Here is a 15,857-nt window from a genome sequence, read left to right on the forward strand (position 1 = left end):
CCGGTACGCGGATCGCCGACACTGGTGCCGTGAAGAGCGAAGAGACCCCCTTCGAGGGCGGCCCCATGGACGGGCGGGTGCTGCCCGTCCTGACCGGCATGACCGGGCACCCCCCGAAGACGTACCGCATCCCCGTGCCCGACCCGCACGGCGGGCCGCCCACCGTCCTCGTGTACCGGAGGGAGCCCCGGGACGCCCACGGCGGCCTGCGCTTCGCCCGCTGGAAGTACACGTACGACCCCGAGGGCCGGGGCGGCTCCGGCCGGAAGTGGCCCTGGTCCCGGCCGGGCGCCGGGGCGGGCACCGATCCAGACGCCACGCCGGGCGGCAAGCCGGACGACGCCCACGGGTGACCCCGTTGCGCCGATCCGCGCACACTCGGCGCGCGGAGCCCGGGAAGGCGCCACATGCTCGCCGTGCGGAGCGGACGTGCCGCCCCGCACCGGAGGTGATGGCGTGTCAGGAAGGCTTCTGCGTCTGGTGTGCACGGCGGCGGTGGCGACCGGGATCGTCCTCGCACCCGTGCCCGCCGCGGCCGACCCCGGACCCGGCACCGGCGCCGGCCGGTCCGTGGCCGGTCTGCTGACGGACCTTCAGCGGCTGTACCGGGAAGCGGAGAAGGCCACCGAGACCTACAACGGCGCCGAGGAGCGCCTGGCGGCGCAGCGTGCCGTGGTGAAGCGGCTGGACGCCGAGGCGGCGCGGGCGCGGCTGTCCCTGCGCGACAGCCGCGGCGAGGCCGGCCGGCTGGCCCGGCAGCAGTACCGCAGCAGCAGCGACCTCTCCCCCTACCTGCGCCTGCTGCTGGCCCGCGATCCGCGGCACGCGCTCGACCAGGGACACGTGATCGGGCGGCTGGCCCGGGAGCGGGCCGAGACGGTGGGCCGTCTGACCGGGCAGGAGAAGAAGGCCGACGAGCTGGCCGACCGCGCGCGCGAGGCCCTCGGCCGGCAGGCCGCCCTGGCGAAGCGGCAGGAGGAGGCGCGGGACGACGTACGCGAGCGCCTGGGCGCCGTGGAGGAACTCCTCGCCTCGCTCACCCCCGGGGAACTCGCCGCGGTGGCACAGGCCGAGCGGAGCGGGACCGCCCGGGCGCAGGAGAGCTTCCTGGCGTCCGGAGCGCTGGGTGAGGACGCCAAGCCCCCCGCCAAGCCCTCCGCCGGGGGTGACCGGGCGGTGCGCTTCGCGGTGGAGCAGGTCGGCAAACCGTACGAGTGGGGCGCGGAGGGCCCGGCGTCCTTCGACTGCTCGGGCCTGACCTCCGTGGCCTGGGAGCGGGCCGGGACGCCGATCCCCCGCACCAGCCAGGAGCAGTGGGCGCGGCTGGAGCGCGTACCGCTGGACGAGCTGCGCCCCGGTGACCTGGTCGTGTACTTCCCCGAGGCCACCCATGTGGCGATGTACCTCGGCGACGGCAAGGTCGTCCAGGCACCGCGCCCCGGCGCCGAGGTCAAGGTGTCGCCGATCGCCGCCAACCCGGTGCTGGGCGCCGTACGGCCCGATCCCGGCGGGGAGCCGGTGCGGTGGTACGCGCCACCGCGGCTCCCCGAGGGGGCGACGGACGGATCGGACGAGGGGTACGCGGGCGGTTACGCGCCGGCCGCGCCGGAGACCTCCATGAGGTAGCCCTCGGTCTTCGCCGGGTCGTAGAAGAAGTTCTCGAAGTCGGCCGGGTCGTTGAAGCCGTTGGCGAAGCGGTCGGCGACGGGCTGGAGCTGTCCGGCCGCGCCGATCAGGTTCAGGATGTGCTCCGGCGGCGGGGCGAGCATGGCGTTCGTCCACTTGGTGACGTGCTGGGCCGTCTGCCAGTAGCGGTCGAAGGTCTGCCGCATCCACGCCTCGTCGAACTCCTTGTCGCCCTGTTCCAGGATGGAGGCGAGGTAGGAGGCGGCGCACTTGGAGGCGGAGTTGGAGCCCTGGCCCGTGATCGGGTCGTTGGCGACGACCACGTCGGCGACGCCGAGGACCAGGCCGCCGCCGGGAAGCCGGCCGATGGGGTTGCGGACGGTGGGGGCGTAGCGGCCCGCCAGGGTGCCGCCGGCGTCGGTCAGTTCGACCTTGGTGGCCCGCGCGTACTCCCACGGGAGGAACTTCTCCATGAGTCCCAGGGTCAGGGAGAGGTGCTCCGCGGGGTCCTTGACGTCCTTGAAGGCGTCCAGCGGGCCGCCGGGTATGCCCTCCCAGAACAGGATGTCGGCGCGGCCCGAGGTGGTGAAGGTCGGCATGATGAACATCTCGCCGACGCCGGGGACCAGGTTGCAGCGGACCGCCTCGGTGTCCGGGTGCTCCGGGCGCGGGCCCAGGCCGTGGACGTAGGCGACGGCGAGGGCGCGCTGCGGCTCGCTGTACGGGGAGCGGGAGGCGTCGCGGCCGAACATCTGGACCAGCTCGCCCTTGCCGGCCGAGACGAGGACGAGGTCGTAGGCGCGGGAGAAGTAGTCCAGGTCGCCGACGGCGGCGCCGTGGATGACCAGCTGGCCGCCGCGCTGCGCGAAGGTCTCCATCCAGCCAGCCATCTTCACCCGCTGGTCCACCGACTGCGCGATGCCGTCGAGCCGGCCCAGCCAGTCGATCGCCCGCTGCGAGGGGCCGGGGTCGAAGGAGCCGGGGGCCGCCACCGAGACGCCGAGCCCCTCGATCCTCGGGGCCTGGGACTCCCAGAAGTTCAGCTGGAGATCACGCTCGTGCTGGAGTGCCGTGTGGAACATGCACTGCGTCGACATGACCCGGCCGGTGCGGATCTCGTCCGCGGTCCGGTTGGACATCAGGGTGACCTCGTAGCCGTGGGACTGGAGGCCGAGGGCGAGCTGGAGACCGGACTGGCCGGCTCCGACGACGAGTATCTTCCGCATGCGGGGGACGCTCCTAAGGGGACTGCTCGGTGGGACTACTCGGGGGTTTCGTCGAGCGCGTGGCCCACGAGGGACAAGAGGGTCTCGATGGCCGAGATCCGGCGGCGCGCATCCATGATCATTACAGGTATGTGCGCGGGGATCGTCAACGCCTCCCGCACGTCCTCGGCGTCGTACCGCTCGCTGCCGTCGAAGTGGTTGACCGCGACGACGTACGGCAGTCCGCAGCTCTCGAAGTAGTCCAGCGCCGGGAAGCAGTCCTTCAGGCGGCGCGTGTCGGCCAGCACGACGGCACCGATCGCACCGCGCACCAGGTCGTCCCACATGAACCAGAACCGCTGCTGGCCCGGCGTGCCGAACAGGTAGAGCACCAGGTCCTCGTCGAGCGTGATGCGCCCGAAGTCCATGGCCACGGTGGTGGTGAGCTTGCCCGGCGTGGCGGTGAGGTCGTCGGTCTCCTCGCTCGCCTCGGTCATCAGCGCCTCGGTCTGCAGGGGCGTGATCTCCGAGACGGCGGTGACCAGCGTGGTCTTGCCGACACCGAACCCACCCGCCACCACGATCTTGGTGGCGATGGGCGCACGGGTGCGGTCCGTCTGCCAGGGCTGCATGGGCTCGTCGGGGTCGACGAGGGGGGAGACGCCGGAGGCGGCGGCGTCAGAGACGACGGAGTCCACTGAGCACCCTTTCGAGCAGAGCGCGGTCCGGGCGGCCCGTGCCGTGGCCGGTTCCGGTGCCGTACACACGGATCTTTCCCTGGTCCGCCAGGTCGCTGAGGAGCACGCGGACCACGCCGAGCGGCATCTTCAGCAGAGCGGCGATCTCGGCCACCGTACGCATCCGGCGGCAGAGTTCGACGATGGCCCGCATCTCCGGCATCACGCGGGAGGTGAGCGAACCGTTCGTCAGTTCCTTGCGCTCCTCGGCGGCCTCCAGCGCGGCCGTGCCGGCCGTGGCGCCGACGAACGTCTCGACGAGCAGGACGTGGCCGAAGCGGGTGCGGCCGCCGGTGAGCGAGTAGGGGCGTACGCGGGCGGGCTTGCGGTCGGCGCCGCGTACGGGCAGGTGTTTCGGGGACTTCCTGGGGCTGCTGCTCATCGGGTACTCCCCGTCGAGGTCGACTCGGTCTCCAGGGATTTCCGCAGCTCACTGCGGAGTTCGGGAGTCAGGACGTGGCCGGCGCGGCCCACGAAGAGCGCCATGTGGTACGCGATGACGCTCATGTCGCAGTCCGCGGAGCCGTGCACGCCGAGCAGCGAGCCGTCGCTGATGGACATCACGAACAGGCTGCCCTCGTCCATGGCGACCATCGTGTGCTTGACGCCCCCGAAGTCCATCAGCCGGGCGGCGCCGATGGTCAGGCTGCCGACACCGGACACGACGGTGGCCAGGTCGGCGGCGGAACCGCGCGGGCCGGCGCGGCGCACGGACTGCGCCTCGCGGGCCGCGTCGTTGCGCTCCTGGTCGGAGGAGAGCAGCAGCAGGCCGTCGGAGGAGACCACCGCGACCGAGAGGATGCCGGGCACCTCCTCCACGAGGTTGGTCAACAGCCAGTGGAGATTGCGGGCTTCACTGCTCAGTCCGAAGGTACTGGGCGCGGTCAACTGCTTGCCTCCTCGACAGTGCCCCCCGTGGCTTCTTCGGTTGTGTCTGCTGCGGCGTCCGGCGCCGGGTGCGTACCGGTCCGGTCGGCGATCTCCGCCTCGACGTCGCGGCGGCCGGCCTCTGCCCCCCGGCGGAACCCTCCCAGACGGCGGCGGAGCGCGTCGGCGTCCACGGAGCCCGCCGTGCGCGGCCGTGGGGCCGCGGCGGGTGTGGTGAGCTTCGGGGTCCGCTTGGGCAGGCCCTTGTCGGTGACGGGCTCGGCGCTCCCGGCGCTCTCGTCCGCCCCCGCGGCCCCCTCGTCCGGGGTGCGTTCGTGGTCGTCGGGGCCGATGGCGTAGGGGTCGGCGGAACGGGGGCCGGGGATCTCCGGCGCGGTGCGGGCCGGCGGGGCGGGGTCCGGCGTGGACATCTCCGGTGCGGGTGCCTCGCCCCGGGCCGGTTCCTGGTGCTGTTCCCGCGCCTGTGCCTCCGCGGGCGCCTGCTCCGATGGCTGCGGCGGGAGCAGCAGGGCCATCGTGGCGTCGTCGGGGAGGTCGCGGCCCGCGGCCGGTCCGGTTCCGTCCGGCGCCGGAGCGGGGGCCGGGTCGGCGGCCACCTCGGGAGCCGGAGCCGAGTCCCGCTCGGCGGCCTCGGGCGCCTCGGGTGCCTCGCTCGGTGCGGCGGCTTCGGGTGCCTCGCTCGGTGCGGCGGCCTCGGACGCCTCGTCGGCTCCGGCGGCCTCGGCGCGGCGTACGGCCTGTTCCGCCGAGGCCACCAGCGGGTCCACGCCGTGCCGGACGCTCTTCTCCGCACGCCCGTGCAGGACGTTGGAGTTGGCCTCCGCGTCGGCACCCGGCAGGGAGAAGGAGCCCGTACCGTCGGTCATCGGCACGGTCGGGGCGAGCGCGGCCGGCGGTGCCGGTGCGAGCAGCGGGCTCGGCAGGACCACGACGGCCGCGACACCGCCCTGCTTCTGCTCCCGCAGCCGCACCCGCGCCCCGTGCCGGTGGGCGAGGCGGGCCACCACGTACAGGCCGAGGCCGAGTCCGTCGTCGCCCTCCTGGTCGTAGGGCGCCTCCGGGTCGAAGTCGGTGAGGCGGGCGTTGAGCCGCTGGAGGCGCTCGGTCGCCATGCCGATGCCCTCGTCCTGCACGGAGAGCATCACCTCGCCGTTCTCCAGCAGCCAGCCGGAGACCTCGACGGGCAGGTCGGGCGGCGAGAAGGAGGTGGCGTTCTCCATCAGCTCGGCCAGCAGGTGGGAGAGGTCGTCGGCGGCGAATCCGGCCACGTGCGCGTGCGGCGGCAGCGCGGCGATGCGGACCCGCTCGTACCGCTCGATCTCGCTGACCGCGGCCCGGACCACGTCGACCAGTGGCACCGGTCCGGCGCTGTGCTGGACATGCTCGGTGCCGGCGAGGACGAGCAGGTTCTCGCTGTGCCGGCGCATGACCGTGGCGAAGTGGTCGAGCTTGAACAGGGTGGCGAGGCGGTCCGGGTCCTGCTCGCGCTCCTCCAGGCTCTCGATGACCGCGAGTTGCCGCTCGACCAGGCCGAGGGTGCGCAGCGCGAGGTTCACGAAGGTGGAGCCGATGCTCTTGCGGACCACCTCCAGCTGGGCGGTGGACTCGGCCAGCTGGGCGCGGAGTTCCTCGCGGGCGTCGGCCATCTTCTGGCGCTGACCGACGAGGTGCTTGCGGTCGGACTCCAGCGTGTTGACACGCTCGGCGAGGGTCGCGGCGTGCGCGTGCAGGGCGTTGACGGAGCGGACCACCTGGGCGAACTCGTCGTTGCGGCCGGTGAAGGCCACGGGCGTCTCGGCCGCCGGGTCCTCGGCGCCGGCCAGCCGGGCCGAGCCGCGGCGCAGCACCGACAGAGGACGGGTGAGGCTGCGCGCCATGGCCGTGGCGATGCCGACGGCGAGCAGGATCAGGGCGCCGAGGGCGGCGACGCGGATCTCCAGCGCGGTGACGTCGTCGTCGCGCAGCTTCTCCAGGGCCGTCGTGCGCTTCTCGTACAGGGCCGACTCGGCGCCGCGCATGGCGTCGACGCGGGCGGAGAGCGCGGCCTCCAGCCTCTTGGCGCTGGTGGCGAGGTCGTCGTTGGAGAGCGTCGGCTCGTCGGTGAGACCGGCGAGGTACTTCTCGGCTGAGTTGACCTCGGGGCCGGCCACCGTGGAGTCGAAGCCGGCGCGCGCCTCCTTCGGCGCGCCCTCGCGGAAGTCGGCGAGGGCCGCGTCGGAACGCACCCGGGCCTGCTGGGCGGCGGCGGCGAGCGCGTCGCGCTGCTCGGCGTCGGCGTCCGAGGACGAGGTGGTCTCGGTCGGCAGGCCCGTGATCGGGTCGATGACGGTCTCGGTGCTGCTCGGCACGTTCAGGGCGGCGAGCAGCAGGCCCCGGGTGGCGGCGGCCTGCTGGACGGCGGTGTCCAGTTCGGCCAGGGCGTACGCGCCGGCGCCCGCGCGGGGCGGCATCCGCTCGGCCAGTTCCTCGGCCAGGACGTGGAGTTCGGTGATCGCCTCGGAGTAGGCGTCGTGCGCCTGGAGCGCGGTGCTCTTGCCGGTGAGCGCCGCCCGGCGCAGCGCCCCGACCGCGTCGAGGTCCTCGCGCAGGGAGGCGGGCGCGTCGGTGTCGGCGCGCAGTTCCTCCACCTGCCGGTCGACGCGCGCGCCGCGCTGCTCGGAGGGCGCCTTCGACTTGGGGCGGCCGGCGGCGATGTAGGGGACGACCTCGTCGCGCTCGTCGGCGAGGGAGTGGGCGAGGGTCAGCGCCCCCTGGGTCCGCTCGGCGAGGGTCACCAGTTCCTGGGAGTCGTGCAGTTGCCCGGAGGCGGCGACGACCGACGGGGCACCGGCCGCGGCGATGGCCGCGGCCACGACCGCCACGGCGACGATGAGGCGGTTGCGCACGTGGGTCGGGCGGCCCTTGCCGACGGGGGCCGCCGGTGGCGCCGGGGCGGAGGTGCCGGGGGTACGTTCCGCGCTCCCCGCGGGGGTCGGCTGCTTGTCTGTGCGACGAGGCCGCGTCTTCTGCACCGGTGCTCGCATTCCTGACTCGTGTACCCGTGGGTCCGGGTGGCGCTCCGTCAACTGGCCGGTCGGCGCGTGCGCCCGCCGCCGCGTTCTGGACTGTCTCCCAGCCGCCGACCGCGCGTCGGGCGGGCGGACCGCGTGTGCAGGACAAGCCTCCCACCGGATCCCGACCCTCCCAGTGCCGGTGGGCGGTGGGCGTGCATCATCCGACCCGCCACCCGAAGGAGTGAACCCCGGAGGGGAGTTGGTGAGCAAGTTCTCGCTGCCGGTGCGACACGCCCGCCAGGCGCGCCGGTTGGACGTCCGTGACGGGCGGTGGCACTATGTGCCGCCACGCGTTCCCGGAGTACCGAATTCCCCCCCAAAATGGGCGCCTGACCTGCCACACCGCGCCCCAACGGGGCAACTTGCCGGTCTTTTGCGAACACTGTGAAGGGGTCGTGCAGACTGGCCGGATGCGCACGGAACTCGTCTCGGAACCCGGTCAGGCCGACCACCCCAACGAGGACTTCGCGAGCGTCGGACTTCCGGCCTCGGGACAGGGGGGTGCGATCGTCGTCCTCGACGGCGTGACACCGCCGCCGAGCGGGACGGGGTGTCTGCATTCCGTGCCCTGGTTCACCGCACGCCTCGGCGGCGCGCTGACCGAACTGACCGTTTCACTCCCGGATGTTCCTCTCACCGAAGCCCTGTCCCGCGCCATCGCGCATACCTCGGCCGCACACGCGGAAACCTGTGATCTTTCTCACCCGCGCACGCCCCAGGCAACCGTGGTCCTGGCCCGCTGGTCCCCGGCCGCGGTCGAGTACCTGGTCCTGTCGGACTCGGCCCTGCTGGTGGAGTCCCCCGACGGCACGGTCACGGGGGTCCTGGACGACCGGCTGGCCCGGCTGCCCCGCTCGGCCCTGGCCACCGACGCACTGGTGGACGCCCGCCTGCGGAACAAGGAGGGCGGCTTCTTCACGGCCGCGGCCGACCCGGCGGTGGCGCGGCGGGCGGTGACGGGAGTGCTGCCGCGCGGCGAGGTGCGGACACTGGCGGCCCTGACGGACGGGGCCGCGCGCTGGGTGGAGAAGTTCGGGGAGGGCGACTGGGCGCAGTGCCTGGCCCTGGTGCGCAAGCAGGGTGCGCGGGCCCTGGTGGACCGGGTCCGCGAGCTGGAGCGCGCGGACGCGGCGGGAGCCCGGGCGTTCCTGGGGCGCGGCAAGACGCACGACGACGCGACGGTGGTCTACGCGGAGCTGTGACCCGCCGGGCGGCGGGGCTACTTCTCCATGCCCCGGTTCAGTTCGTGCAGCAGCCTGGCCAGTTCCGTGACCTCGCGGGGGTCCCAGCCGGCGAGCCGGCGGGCGTAGCGGGCGCGGCGGGCCTCCCGGACCCGGCCGACGCGGGCCTGGCCCTCCGGCGTGAGGGTGATCAGCCAGGCGCGGCCGTCGGCGGGGTCGGGCTCCCGGGCGACGAGGCCGAGGTCCTCCAGGGCGCGCAGCTGGCGGGACATCGTGGCCTTGCCGACGCCGATGTAGGCGGCCAGCTCCGTGGCCCGCTGGCCGCCGCACTCGCCGAGGCGCACGAGGAGGCCGTACGCGGACGATTCGAGGTCGGGGTGGACCTCGCGGGCCATCTCGCCCTGGTTGGCGCGGGCCCGCCGGAGCAGGACGGTCAACTCCCGCTCCAGGGCCAGGAACTCCGGTTGGTTCACACCACTGCCGTTCCCGGCGGAGCCGACCCCGCGACCGCCGCCGTTCCCGTCTTCGTGCACGTCAGCCCCTGCCTAGAATTTCCCGTTGCTGAAAGTTTCCGCCACGGTGCGCCGTCTCCGCAGCTCGGCAAGTATTTCGCAGGCGTAGACCAACGGCGGCTTCCGGCTCCTCTTCCACCCGCGGTTCTACGTGCGTAGCGTCGTACTCCGGGACCAGGGTGGCATGCTCACGCCACCCGCGTCCTCCTCCCCCCGCGCATCCCCCACCGAGCACCACCGACCCAGCGGAGGCACGCCATGCCCGTGCACAGATCCGGATCGGCCCCCGGACGGCGCTCAGCCGTCACCGGGATCCTGCTCGCCGCCCTCTCCCTGCTGTTCACCCTCCCGGCGCACCCCGCGTCGGCCGCCGACGTCCCGCCCCGGGGCTCCGCCCACATGGGCATGGGCGTCGTGGAGCACGACGGGCGGCACGGCACCCCCGTGCCCGGCGACGCCACCCAGACGGAGGGTGTCGACGTCTCCAGCCACCAGGGCAACGTCGCCTGGTCGACCCTGTGGAACAGCGGGGTCAGGTGGTCCTACGTCAAGGCCACCGAGGGGACGTACTACACCAACCCCTACTTCGCCCAGCAGTACAACGGCTCGTACAACGTCGGCATGATCCGCGGCGCGTACCACTTCGCGACCCCGGACACGACCAGCGGCGCCGCCCAGGCCAACTACTTCGTCGACCACGGCGGCGGCTGGTCCCGTGACGGCCGGACGCTGCCGGGCGCCCTGGACATCGAGTGGAACCCGTACGGAGCCGCCTGCTACGGCAGGACGCAGAGCCAGATGGTCACCTGGATCCGCGACTTCCTGAACACCTACAAGGCCCGCACCGGTCGCGACGCCGTGATCTACACGGCCACCAGCTGGTGGACCCAGTGCACCGGCAACTACGGCGGCTTCGCCGTGAACAACCCGCTGTGGATCGCCCGGTACGCCTCGACGGTGGGCACCCTGCCGGCCGGCTGGGGGTACTACACGATGTGGCAGTACACCTCGTCCGGGCCGACGGTCGGGGACCACAACCGGTTCAACGGCGCCCTGGACCGGGTCCAGGCGCTCGCCAACGGCTGACCGCGCGAGGGCGGGGCCCCGGACAGGGGCCCCGCCCTTGCGGCGCGGTTCCGTCAGGCCGCGACCGGGACCTCGGACCGCGCACCGTTCGTCGCCGGTGCGAGGGCCAGTTCCAGGACCTGGCGCACGTCGGTGACGGCGTGGACGTCGAGCTTGTCCAGCACCTCCGCCGGGACGTCGTCCAGGTCGGGCTCGTTGCGCTTGGGGATGATCACGGTGGTGACGCCCGCCCGGTGCGCCGCGAGCAGCTTCTGCTTGACCCCGCCGATCGGCAGCACGCGGCCGGTCAGCGAGACCTCGCCGGTCATCGCCACGTCCGTGCGGACCAGCCGCCCGGAGAGCAGCGAGGCCAGCGCCGTGGTCATCGTGACGCCGGCGCTCGGGCCGTCCTTGGGGACCGCGCCCGCCGGGAAGTGGATGTGCACGCCCCGGTCCTTCAGGTCGGCCACCGGCAGCTCCAGCTCGGCGCCGTGGCTGCGCAGGAAGCTCAGCGCGATCTGCGCGCTCTCCTTCATCACGTCGCCCAGCTGACCGGTCAGGGTCAGCCCCGCCGCGCCCGTCTCCGGGTCGGCCAGCGACGCCTCCACGTACAGGACGTCGCCGCCCGCTCCGGTGACCGCGAGGCCGGTGGCCACGCCCGGCACCGAGGTGCGCCGCTCCGCCGGTTCCTGGGCGGACTCCGGCACGTGGTGCGGCCGGCCGATCAGGGCCCGCAGGTCGGCGTCGGTGACGGTGAACGGCAGCTCCCGCTCGCCCAGCTCGTGCTGGGCCGCCACCTTGCGCAGCAGCCGGGCGATCGACCGCTCCAGGGTCCGCACGCCCGCCTCGCGGGTGTACTCGCCGGCCAGCTTGCGCAGCGCGCCCTCGTCGACCGCGACCTCGTCCCCGTCGAGCCCGGCCCGCTCCAGCTGGCGCGGGAGCAGGTGGTCGCGGGCGATGACGACCTTCTCGTCCTCGGTGTAGCCGTCGAGGCGGACCAGCTCCATGCGGTCGAGCAGGGCCTCCGGGATGGCCTCCAGGACGTTGGCCGTCGCGAGGAACACGACGTCGGACAGGTCCAGCTCTACCTCCAGGTAGTGGTCCCGGAAGGTGTGGTTCTGCGCCGGGTCGAGGACCTCCAGGAGGGCGGCGGCCGGGTCGCCCCGGAAGTCCGAGCCCACCTTGTCGATCTCGTCGAGGAGCACGACCGGGTTCATCGACCCGGCCTCCTTGACCGCCCGCACGATCCGGCCGGGCAGCGCACCGACGTACGTACGGCGGTGGCCGCGGATCTCGGCCTCGTCGCGGACGCCGCCGAGGGCGACACGGACGAACTTGCGGCCCATCGCGTGCGCGACGGACTCGCCGAGGGACGTCTTGCCGACGCCGGGCGGGCCGACGAGGGCGAGGACCGCACCACCACGCCGGCCGCCCACGACGCCCAGGCCCCGGTCGCCGCGCCGCTTGCGCACCGCCAGGTACTCGGTGATGCGGTCCTTGACGTCGTCCAACCCCGCGTGCTCGGCGTCCAGCACACCGCGGGCGCCCTGGATGTCGTAGGCGTCCTCGGTCCGCTCGTTCCACGGCATCTCCAGAACCGTGTCGAGCCAGGTGCGGATCCAGGAGCCCTCCGGGGACTGGTCGGAGGAGCGCTCCAGCTTGTCGACCTCCTTGAGGGCCGCCTCGCGGACCTTCTCGGGCAGGTCGGCGGCCTCGACGCGGGCGCGGTAGTCGTCGGACTCCTCGGCGGGGTCCTTGCCGTCGCCGTTCAGCTCCCGCAGCTCCTTGCGCACGGCCTCGAGCTGGCGGCGCAGCAGGAACTCCCGCTGCTGCCTGTCGACGCCCTCCTGGACGTCCTTGGCGATGGTCTCGGCGACGTCCTGCTCGGCGAGGTGGTCGCGCAGCTGCTGGGTGGCGAGCCTGAGGCGGGCGACCGGGTCGGTGGTCTCCAGCAGCTCGACCTTCTGCTCGGTGGTGAGGAAGGGCGAGTAGCCGGAGTTGTCGGCGAGCGCGGAGACGTCGTCGATGGCCTGGACCCGGTCCACGACCTGCCAGGCGCCGCGCTTGCGCAGCCAGGCGGTGGCGAGGGCCTTGTACTCCTTCGCCAGTTCGGCGACCTGGCCCGGCAGCGGCTCGGGCACGGTCTCGTCGACGCGCGTCCCCTCGACCCACAGCGCGGCGCCGGGCCCGGTGGTGCCGGCGCCGATCCGCACCCGGCCCCGGCCCCGGACCAGGGCGCCCGGGTCTCCGTCGGCGAGCCGGCCGACCTGCTCGACCGTGCCGAGGACGCCGGTCTTCGCGTAGGTGCCGTCGACGCGGGGGACGAGCAGGACACGGGGCTTGCCGGGTTCGGACCTGGCGGCGGCCTGGGCGGCCTCCACCGCGGCCCGGACCTCGGCGTCGCTCAGGTCCAGGGGGACGACCATGCCGGGCAGGACCACTTCGTCGTCGAGCGGCAGCACGGGCAGGGTGAGCGGTGTGAAGGCGGCGGACTCAGCAGCCATGATCTCCCCTTCGGCAGTCAAGTTGAGTTACATCGACTCAATGAAAGGGAGTCCCGTATTGTTCCCCGAGGCGTGTTCGCTGTGAGCGATCAAGCCGTGGAGCCGGTCGGGCGGCCAGGTGGAGCCGGTCGGCGCGTCCGGGCCGGGCACGCTCGGACGCTCGGCCCGCCCGAGTGAGAGCAAGGCGGGGGCCCGCGGCATTCCTCCCTGCCAGGATGGGCCGATGCCCCTCACTTCCCACGATCCCCACGACCTCCCCGAAGTGCTGGACCGTCGCGAGGGCCCGCACGGCGAGGTGGTCCTGCGCCGGCACGGGACGCTGCTGCAGATCATCGCGAACGGCTGCTTCCTCATGGACACCTCCGACGGACGCTCCGAGCGACGGCTGGTCGACGCGGCGGCCGACGCGCTCACCGCCTCCGGCGAGCGGCCCGCACCGCACCTGCTCATCGGCGGCCTCGGTGTCGGCTTCTCGCTCGCACACGCGGCGGCCGACCCGCGCTGGGGCCGTATCGCGGTCGTCGAGCGGGAGCGCGCCGTCATCGACTGGCACCGCGGCGGACCGCTGGCCGGGATGTCCGCCGAGGCGCTCGCCGACCCCCGCACGGAGATCGTCGAGGCGGATCTGATCGATCACGTCAATGAGACTTCCGCCACGTACGACGCGCTGTGCCTGGACATCGACAACGGCCCCGACTGGACCGTCACCGAGGGCAACGGCGGGCTGTACTCGGGGGCCGGACTGGCGGGATGCGCACGGGTGTTGAGACCCGGCGGGGTGCTTGCCGTGTGGTCTGCGCAGCCCTCTCCGGAATTCGAAGAAACCTTGCGTAATGCCGGGTTCCAGCAGGTGCGTACCGAAGAGATCCCCGTTGCCCGGGGCGTTCCGGACGTCGTCCACCTCGGCGTCGGGCCTGGATAGCAAAGGCGCGGTGACTCCCCGTACGCTGCTGACCTGACGCGGTCATTCAAGCGTCAATCGCAGTCATGCGCAGACGAGGGATCACCCCACTGATTCCGGTAAGCACACCTCAGGGGCGGGCGATGGAGCAGACACAGACCTCCCACAACGGCACGGCGACGGCCACCCAGGGCGCACAGCGCCGCGTGCTGGTGGTCGAGGACGACCAGACGATCGTGGACGCCATCGCGACCCGCCTGCGCGCCGAGGGCTTCCTGGTGCAGACGGCGGGCGACGGTCCGGCCGCCGTCGACACGGCCGAGGCGTGGCAGCCCGACCTGCTGATCCTCGACATCATGCTGCCCGGCTTCGACGGCCTGGAGGTCTGCCGTCGCGTGCAGGCCTCCCGCCCGGTGCCGGTGCTCATGCTCACCGCGCGCGACGACGAGACGGACATGCTGGTCGGGCTCGGCGTCGGCGCCGACGACTACATGACCAAGCCGTTCTCGATGCGTGAGCTGGCCGCGCGCGTGCACGTGCTGCTGCGCCGGGTGGAGCGGGCGGTCGTGGCCGCCTCCACGCCGCGCAGCGGCATCCTGCGCCTCGGCGAACTGGAGATCGACCACGCGCAGCGCCGGGTGCGGGTGCGCAGCGAGGACGTCCACCTCACCCCCACCGAGTTCGACCTGCTGGTGTGCCTCGCGAACACCCCGCGCGCGGTGCTCTCCCGTGAGCAGCTGCTGGCCGAGGTGTGGGACTGGGCGGACGCCTCCGGCACCCGGACCGTGGACAGCCACATCAAGGCGCTGCGCCGCAAGATCGGCGCCGAGCGCATCCGCACGGTGCACGGCGTGGGTTACGCGCTGGAGACGCCGACGCCATGAGCCGGGGACGGGAGGCCGCACGGAGGAGCCCCGGCCCCCGGACCACCGGGGATCCCTGGGGCGGTGTTCGCCCGTTCTCGATCAAGACCAAGCTGGGCGCGCTGGTCGTCACGTCGGTGCTGATCACCACGGGCCTTTCGGTGATCGCGGTGCACACCAAGACGGAGCTGCGCTTCATCACGGTCTTCTCGATGATCGCCACCCTGCTGATCACGCAGTTCGTGGCGCACTCGCTCACCGCTCCGCTGGACGAGATGAACGCCGTGGCCCGGTCGATCTCGCACGGCGACTACACGCGCCGGGTGCGCGAGAACCGCCGCGACGAACTGGGCGACCTGGCCGTCACCATCAACCGCATGGCCGACGACCTGGAGGCCCAGGACCGGCAGCGCAAGGAGCTGGTGGCGAACGTCTCGCACGAGCTGCGCACCCCGATCGCGGGGCTGCGCGCGGTGCTGGAGAACATCGTCGACGGGGTGACCGAGGCCGACCCGGAGACCATGCGGACGGCCCTCGGGCAGACGGAGCGGCTCGGCCGGCTGGTGGAGACGCTGCTGGACCTCTCCCGCCTGGACAACGGCGTCATACCGCTGCGCCAGAGGCGCTTCGAGGTGTGGCCGTACCTCTCCGGCGTGCTGAAGGAGGCCAACATGGTCGCCTCGGCGCGCGCGGGCATCGCCTCGGGCTCGGGCAGCCACACCCGCACCGACGTCCACCTGGCGCTCGACGTCTTCCCGTCGGACCTGACCGCGCACGCCGACCCCGAGCGCATCCACCAGGTCGTCGCCAACCTCATCGACAACGCGGTCAAGCACAGCCCGCCGCACGGCCGGGTGACGGTCAAGGCGCGGCGCGGGGACCTGCCCGAATCGCTGGAGCTGGAGGTCCTCGACGAGGGCCCCGGCATTCCGCGCTCGGAGTGGCGCCGGGTCTTCGAGCGGTTCAACCGGGGTTCGGTGTCCCGGCCGCACGGTCCGGGCAGCGACGGCGGCACCGGGCTCGGCCTGGCGATCGCCCGCTGGGCGGTGGATCTGCACGGCGGCCGGATCGGTGTGGCCGAATCCGATCGGGGATGCCGGATTCTCATCACTCTTCCGGGCCTGCCCTCGTTGCCGAGTTGACGTAGGGTTCGAAGCGGAGCACCAAGATCCACGGGCATCCGCGCCGACGGACACGTGTGATCAGGCACAGGCCCGCGTTTTCCCGGCGCCGGGCCCGGGTCTCCCCTTCCCTCATGCATCAGAACCTCGCTTGTTTCCCGCCATTTCCAGCGCCGAAACGCGGTCTGCAATGTGACTTAC

Annotated in this window: 14 protein-coding genes; 7 read left to right on the forward strand and 7 right to left on the reverse strand. The window is 73.0% G+C overall.

Translation table 11 applies throughout. From position 1 onward, the window contains the following. Window positions 1-29: 29 nt before the first annotated feature. On the forward strand, window positions 30-353 hold the full coding sequence (locus tag ACZ6EG_RS16530; RefSeq protein ID WP_391969578.1) for a hypothetical protein: 324 nt from the start codon (window positions 30-32) through the stop codon (window positions 351-353). Between the two features lie 103 nt (window positions 354-456). After that, window positions 457-1,626: a C40 family peptidase gene (locus tag ACZ6EG_RS16535; RefSeq protein WP_391969579.1), complete on the forward strand. Its 1,170-nt coding sequence runs from the start codon at window positions 457-459 to the stop codon at window positions 1,624-1,626. On the opposite strand, the gene ACZ6EG_RS16540 is transcribed toward ACZ6EG_RS16535, so the two are convergent. The 5 genes from ACZ6EG_RS16540 to ACZ6EG_RS16560 are packed head-to-tail and all read right to left on the reverse strand — an operon-like array spanning window position 1,590 to window position 7,479. Next, a complete protein-coding gene (locus tag ACZ6EG_RS16540) occupies window positions 1,590-2,852 on the reverse strand; it encodes a styrene monooxygenase/indole monooxygenase family protein (protein WP_391969580.1) in 1,263 nt (420 codons plus the stop codon). The genes ACZ6EG_RS16535 and ACZ6EG_RS16540 overlap by 37 nt on opposite strands. A gap of 35 nt (window positions 2,853-2,887) precedes the next feature. After that, window positions 2,888-3,529 (reverse strand): GTP-binding protein, encoded by a 642-nt coding sequence (locus ACZ6EG_RS16545; protein WP_391969581.1) that lies wholly within the window; start codon window positions 3,527-3,529, stop codon window positions 2,888-2,890. Continuing rightward, window positions 3,510-3,950 carry a DUF742 domain-containing protein gene (locus ACZ6EG_RS16550; RefSeq protein ID WP_053137006.1) on the reverse strand — a complete coding sequence of 147 codons (441 nt, stop codon included), beginning with the start codon at window positions 3,948-3,950 and terminating at the stop codon, window positions 3,510-3,512. Before ACZ6EG_RS16550 ends, ACZ6EG_RS16545 begins: the two co-directional genes overlap by 20 nt. Next, window positions 3,947-4,456: a roadblock/LC7 domain-containing protein gene (locus ACZ6EG_RS16555; protein ID WP_391969582.1), complete on the reverse strand. Its 510-nt coding sequence runs from the start codon at window positions 4,454-4,456 to the stop codon at window positions 3,947-3,949. Before ACZ6EG_RS16555 ends, ACZ6EG_RS16550 begins: the two co-directional genes overlap by 4 nt. Further along, window positions 4,453-7,479: a sensor histidine kinase gene (locus ACZ6EG_RS16560; protein WP_469605159.1), complete on the reverse strand. Its 3,027-nt coding sequence runs from the start codon at window positions 7,477-7,479 to the stop codon at window positions 4,453-4,455. Before ACZ6EG_RS16560 ends, ACZ6EG_RS16555 begins: the two co-directional genes overlap by 4 nt. A gap of 440 nt (window positions 7,480-7,919) precedes the next feature. On the opposite strand from ACZ6EG_RS16560, the gene ACZ6EG_RS16565 reads away from it, so the two are divergent. Then, window positions 7,920-8,711 carry a protein phosphatase 2C domain-containing protein gene (locus tag ACZ6EG_RS16565; protein ID WP_391969584.1) on the forward strand — a complete coding sequence of 264 codons (792 nt, stop codon included), beginning with the start codon at window positions 7,920-7,922 and terminating at the stop codon, window positions 8,709-8,711. Window positions 8,712-8,728: 17 nt separating this feature from the next. Here the strand turns inward: ACZ6EG_RS16565 and ACZ6EG_RS16570 are convergent, their stop codons facing one another. Further along, window positions 8,729-9,223: a MarR family winged helix-turn-helix transcriptional regulator gene (locus ACZ6EG_RS16570; RefSeq protein ID WP_391969585.1), complete on the reverse strand. Its 495-nt coding sequence runs from the start codon at window positions 9,221-9,223 to the stop codon at window positions 8,729-8,731. A 237-nt stretch (window positions 9,224-9,460) separates the two neighbouring features. Here ACZ6EG_RS16570 and ACZ6EG_RS16575 point away from each other — a divergent pair, with 237 nt between their 5' ends. Continuing rightward, a complete protein-coding gene (locus tag ACZ6EG_RS16575; protein ID WP_391969586.1) occupies window positions 9,461-10,288 on the forward strand; it encodes a lysozyme in 828 nt (275 codons plus the stop codon). 53 nt (window positions 10,289-10,341) lie between these two features. On the opposite strand, the gene lon is transcribed toward ACZ6EG_RS16575, so the two are convergent. Further along, a complete protein-coding gene (lon, locus tag ACZ6EG_RS16580; RefSeq protein WP_391969587.1) occupies window positions 10,342-12,771 on the reverse strand; it encodes an endopeptidase La in 2,430 nt (809 codons plus the stop codon). Between the two features lie 223 nt (window positions 12,772-12,994). Between lon and ACZ6EG_RS16585 the strand changes: the two genes are divergently transcribed. The 3 genes from ACZ6EG_RS16585 (at window position 12,995) to ACZ6EG_RS16595 (ending at window position 15,677) form a co-directional block, all read left to right on the forward strand. Further along, complete coding sequence (locus ACZ6EG_RS16585) at window positions 12,995-13,693, forward strand: spermine/spermidine synthase domain-containing protein (RefSeq protein ID WP_384693910.1); 699 nt, start codon at window positions 12,995-12,997, stop codon at window positions 13,691-13,693. 122 nt (window positions 13,694-13,815) lie between these two features. Next, window positions 13,816-14,556: a response regulator transcription factor gene (locus tag ACZ6EG_RS16590; protein WP_053136987.1), complete on the forward strand. Its 741-nt coding sequence runs from the start codon at window positions 13,816-13,818 to the stop codon at window positions 14,554-14,556. Continuing rightward, entirely contained in the window at window positions 14,553-15,677 is a 1,125-nt protein-coding gene (locus tag ACZ6EG_RS16595; protein WP_391969588.1) for a HAMP domain-containing sensor histidine kinase, read from the forward strand. The genes ACZ6EG_RS16590 and ACZ6EG_RS16595 overlap by 4 nt, the downstream gene beginning before the upstream one ends. Window positions 15,678-15,857: the final 180 nt, after the last annotated feature.

The sequence above is a fragment of the Streptomyces sp. NPDC041968 genome, assembly GCF_055589025.1.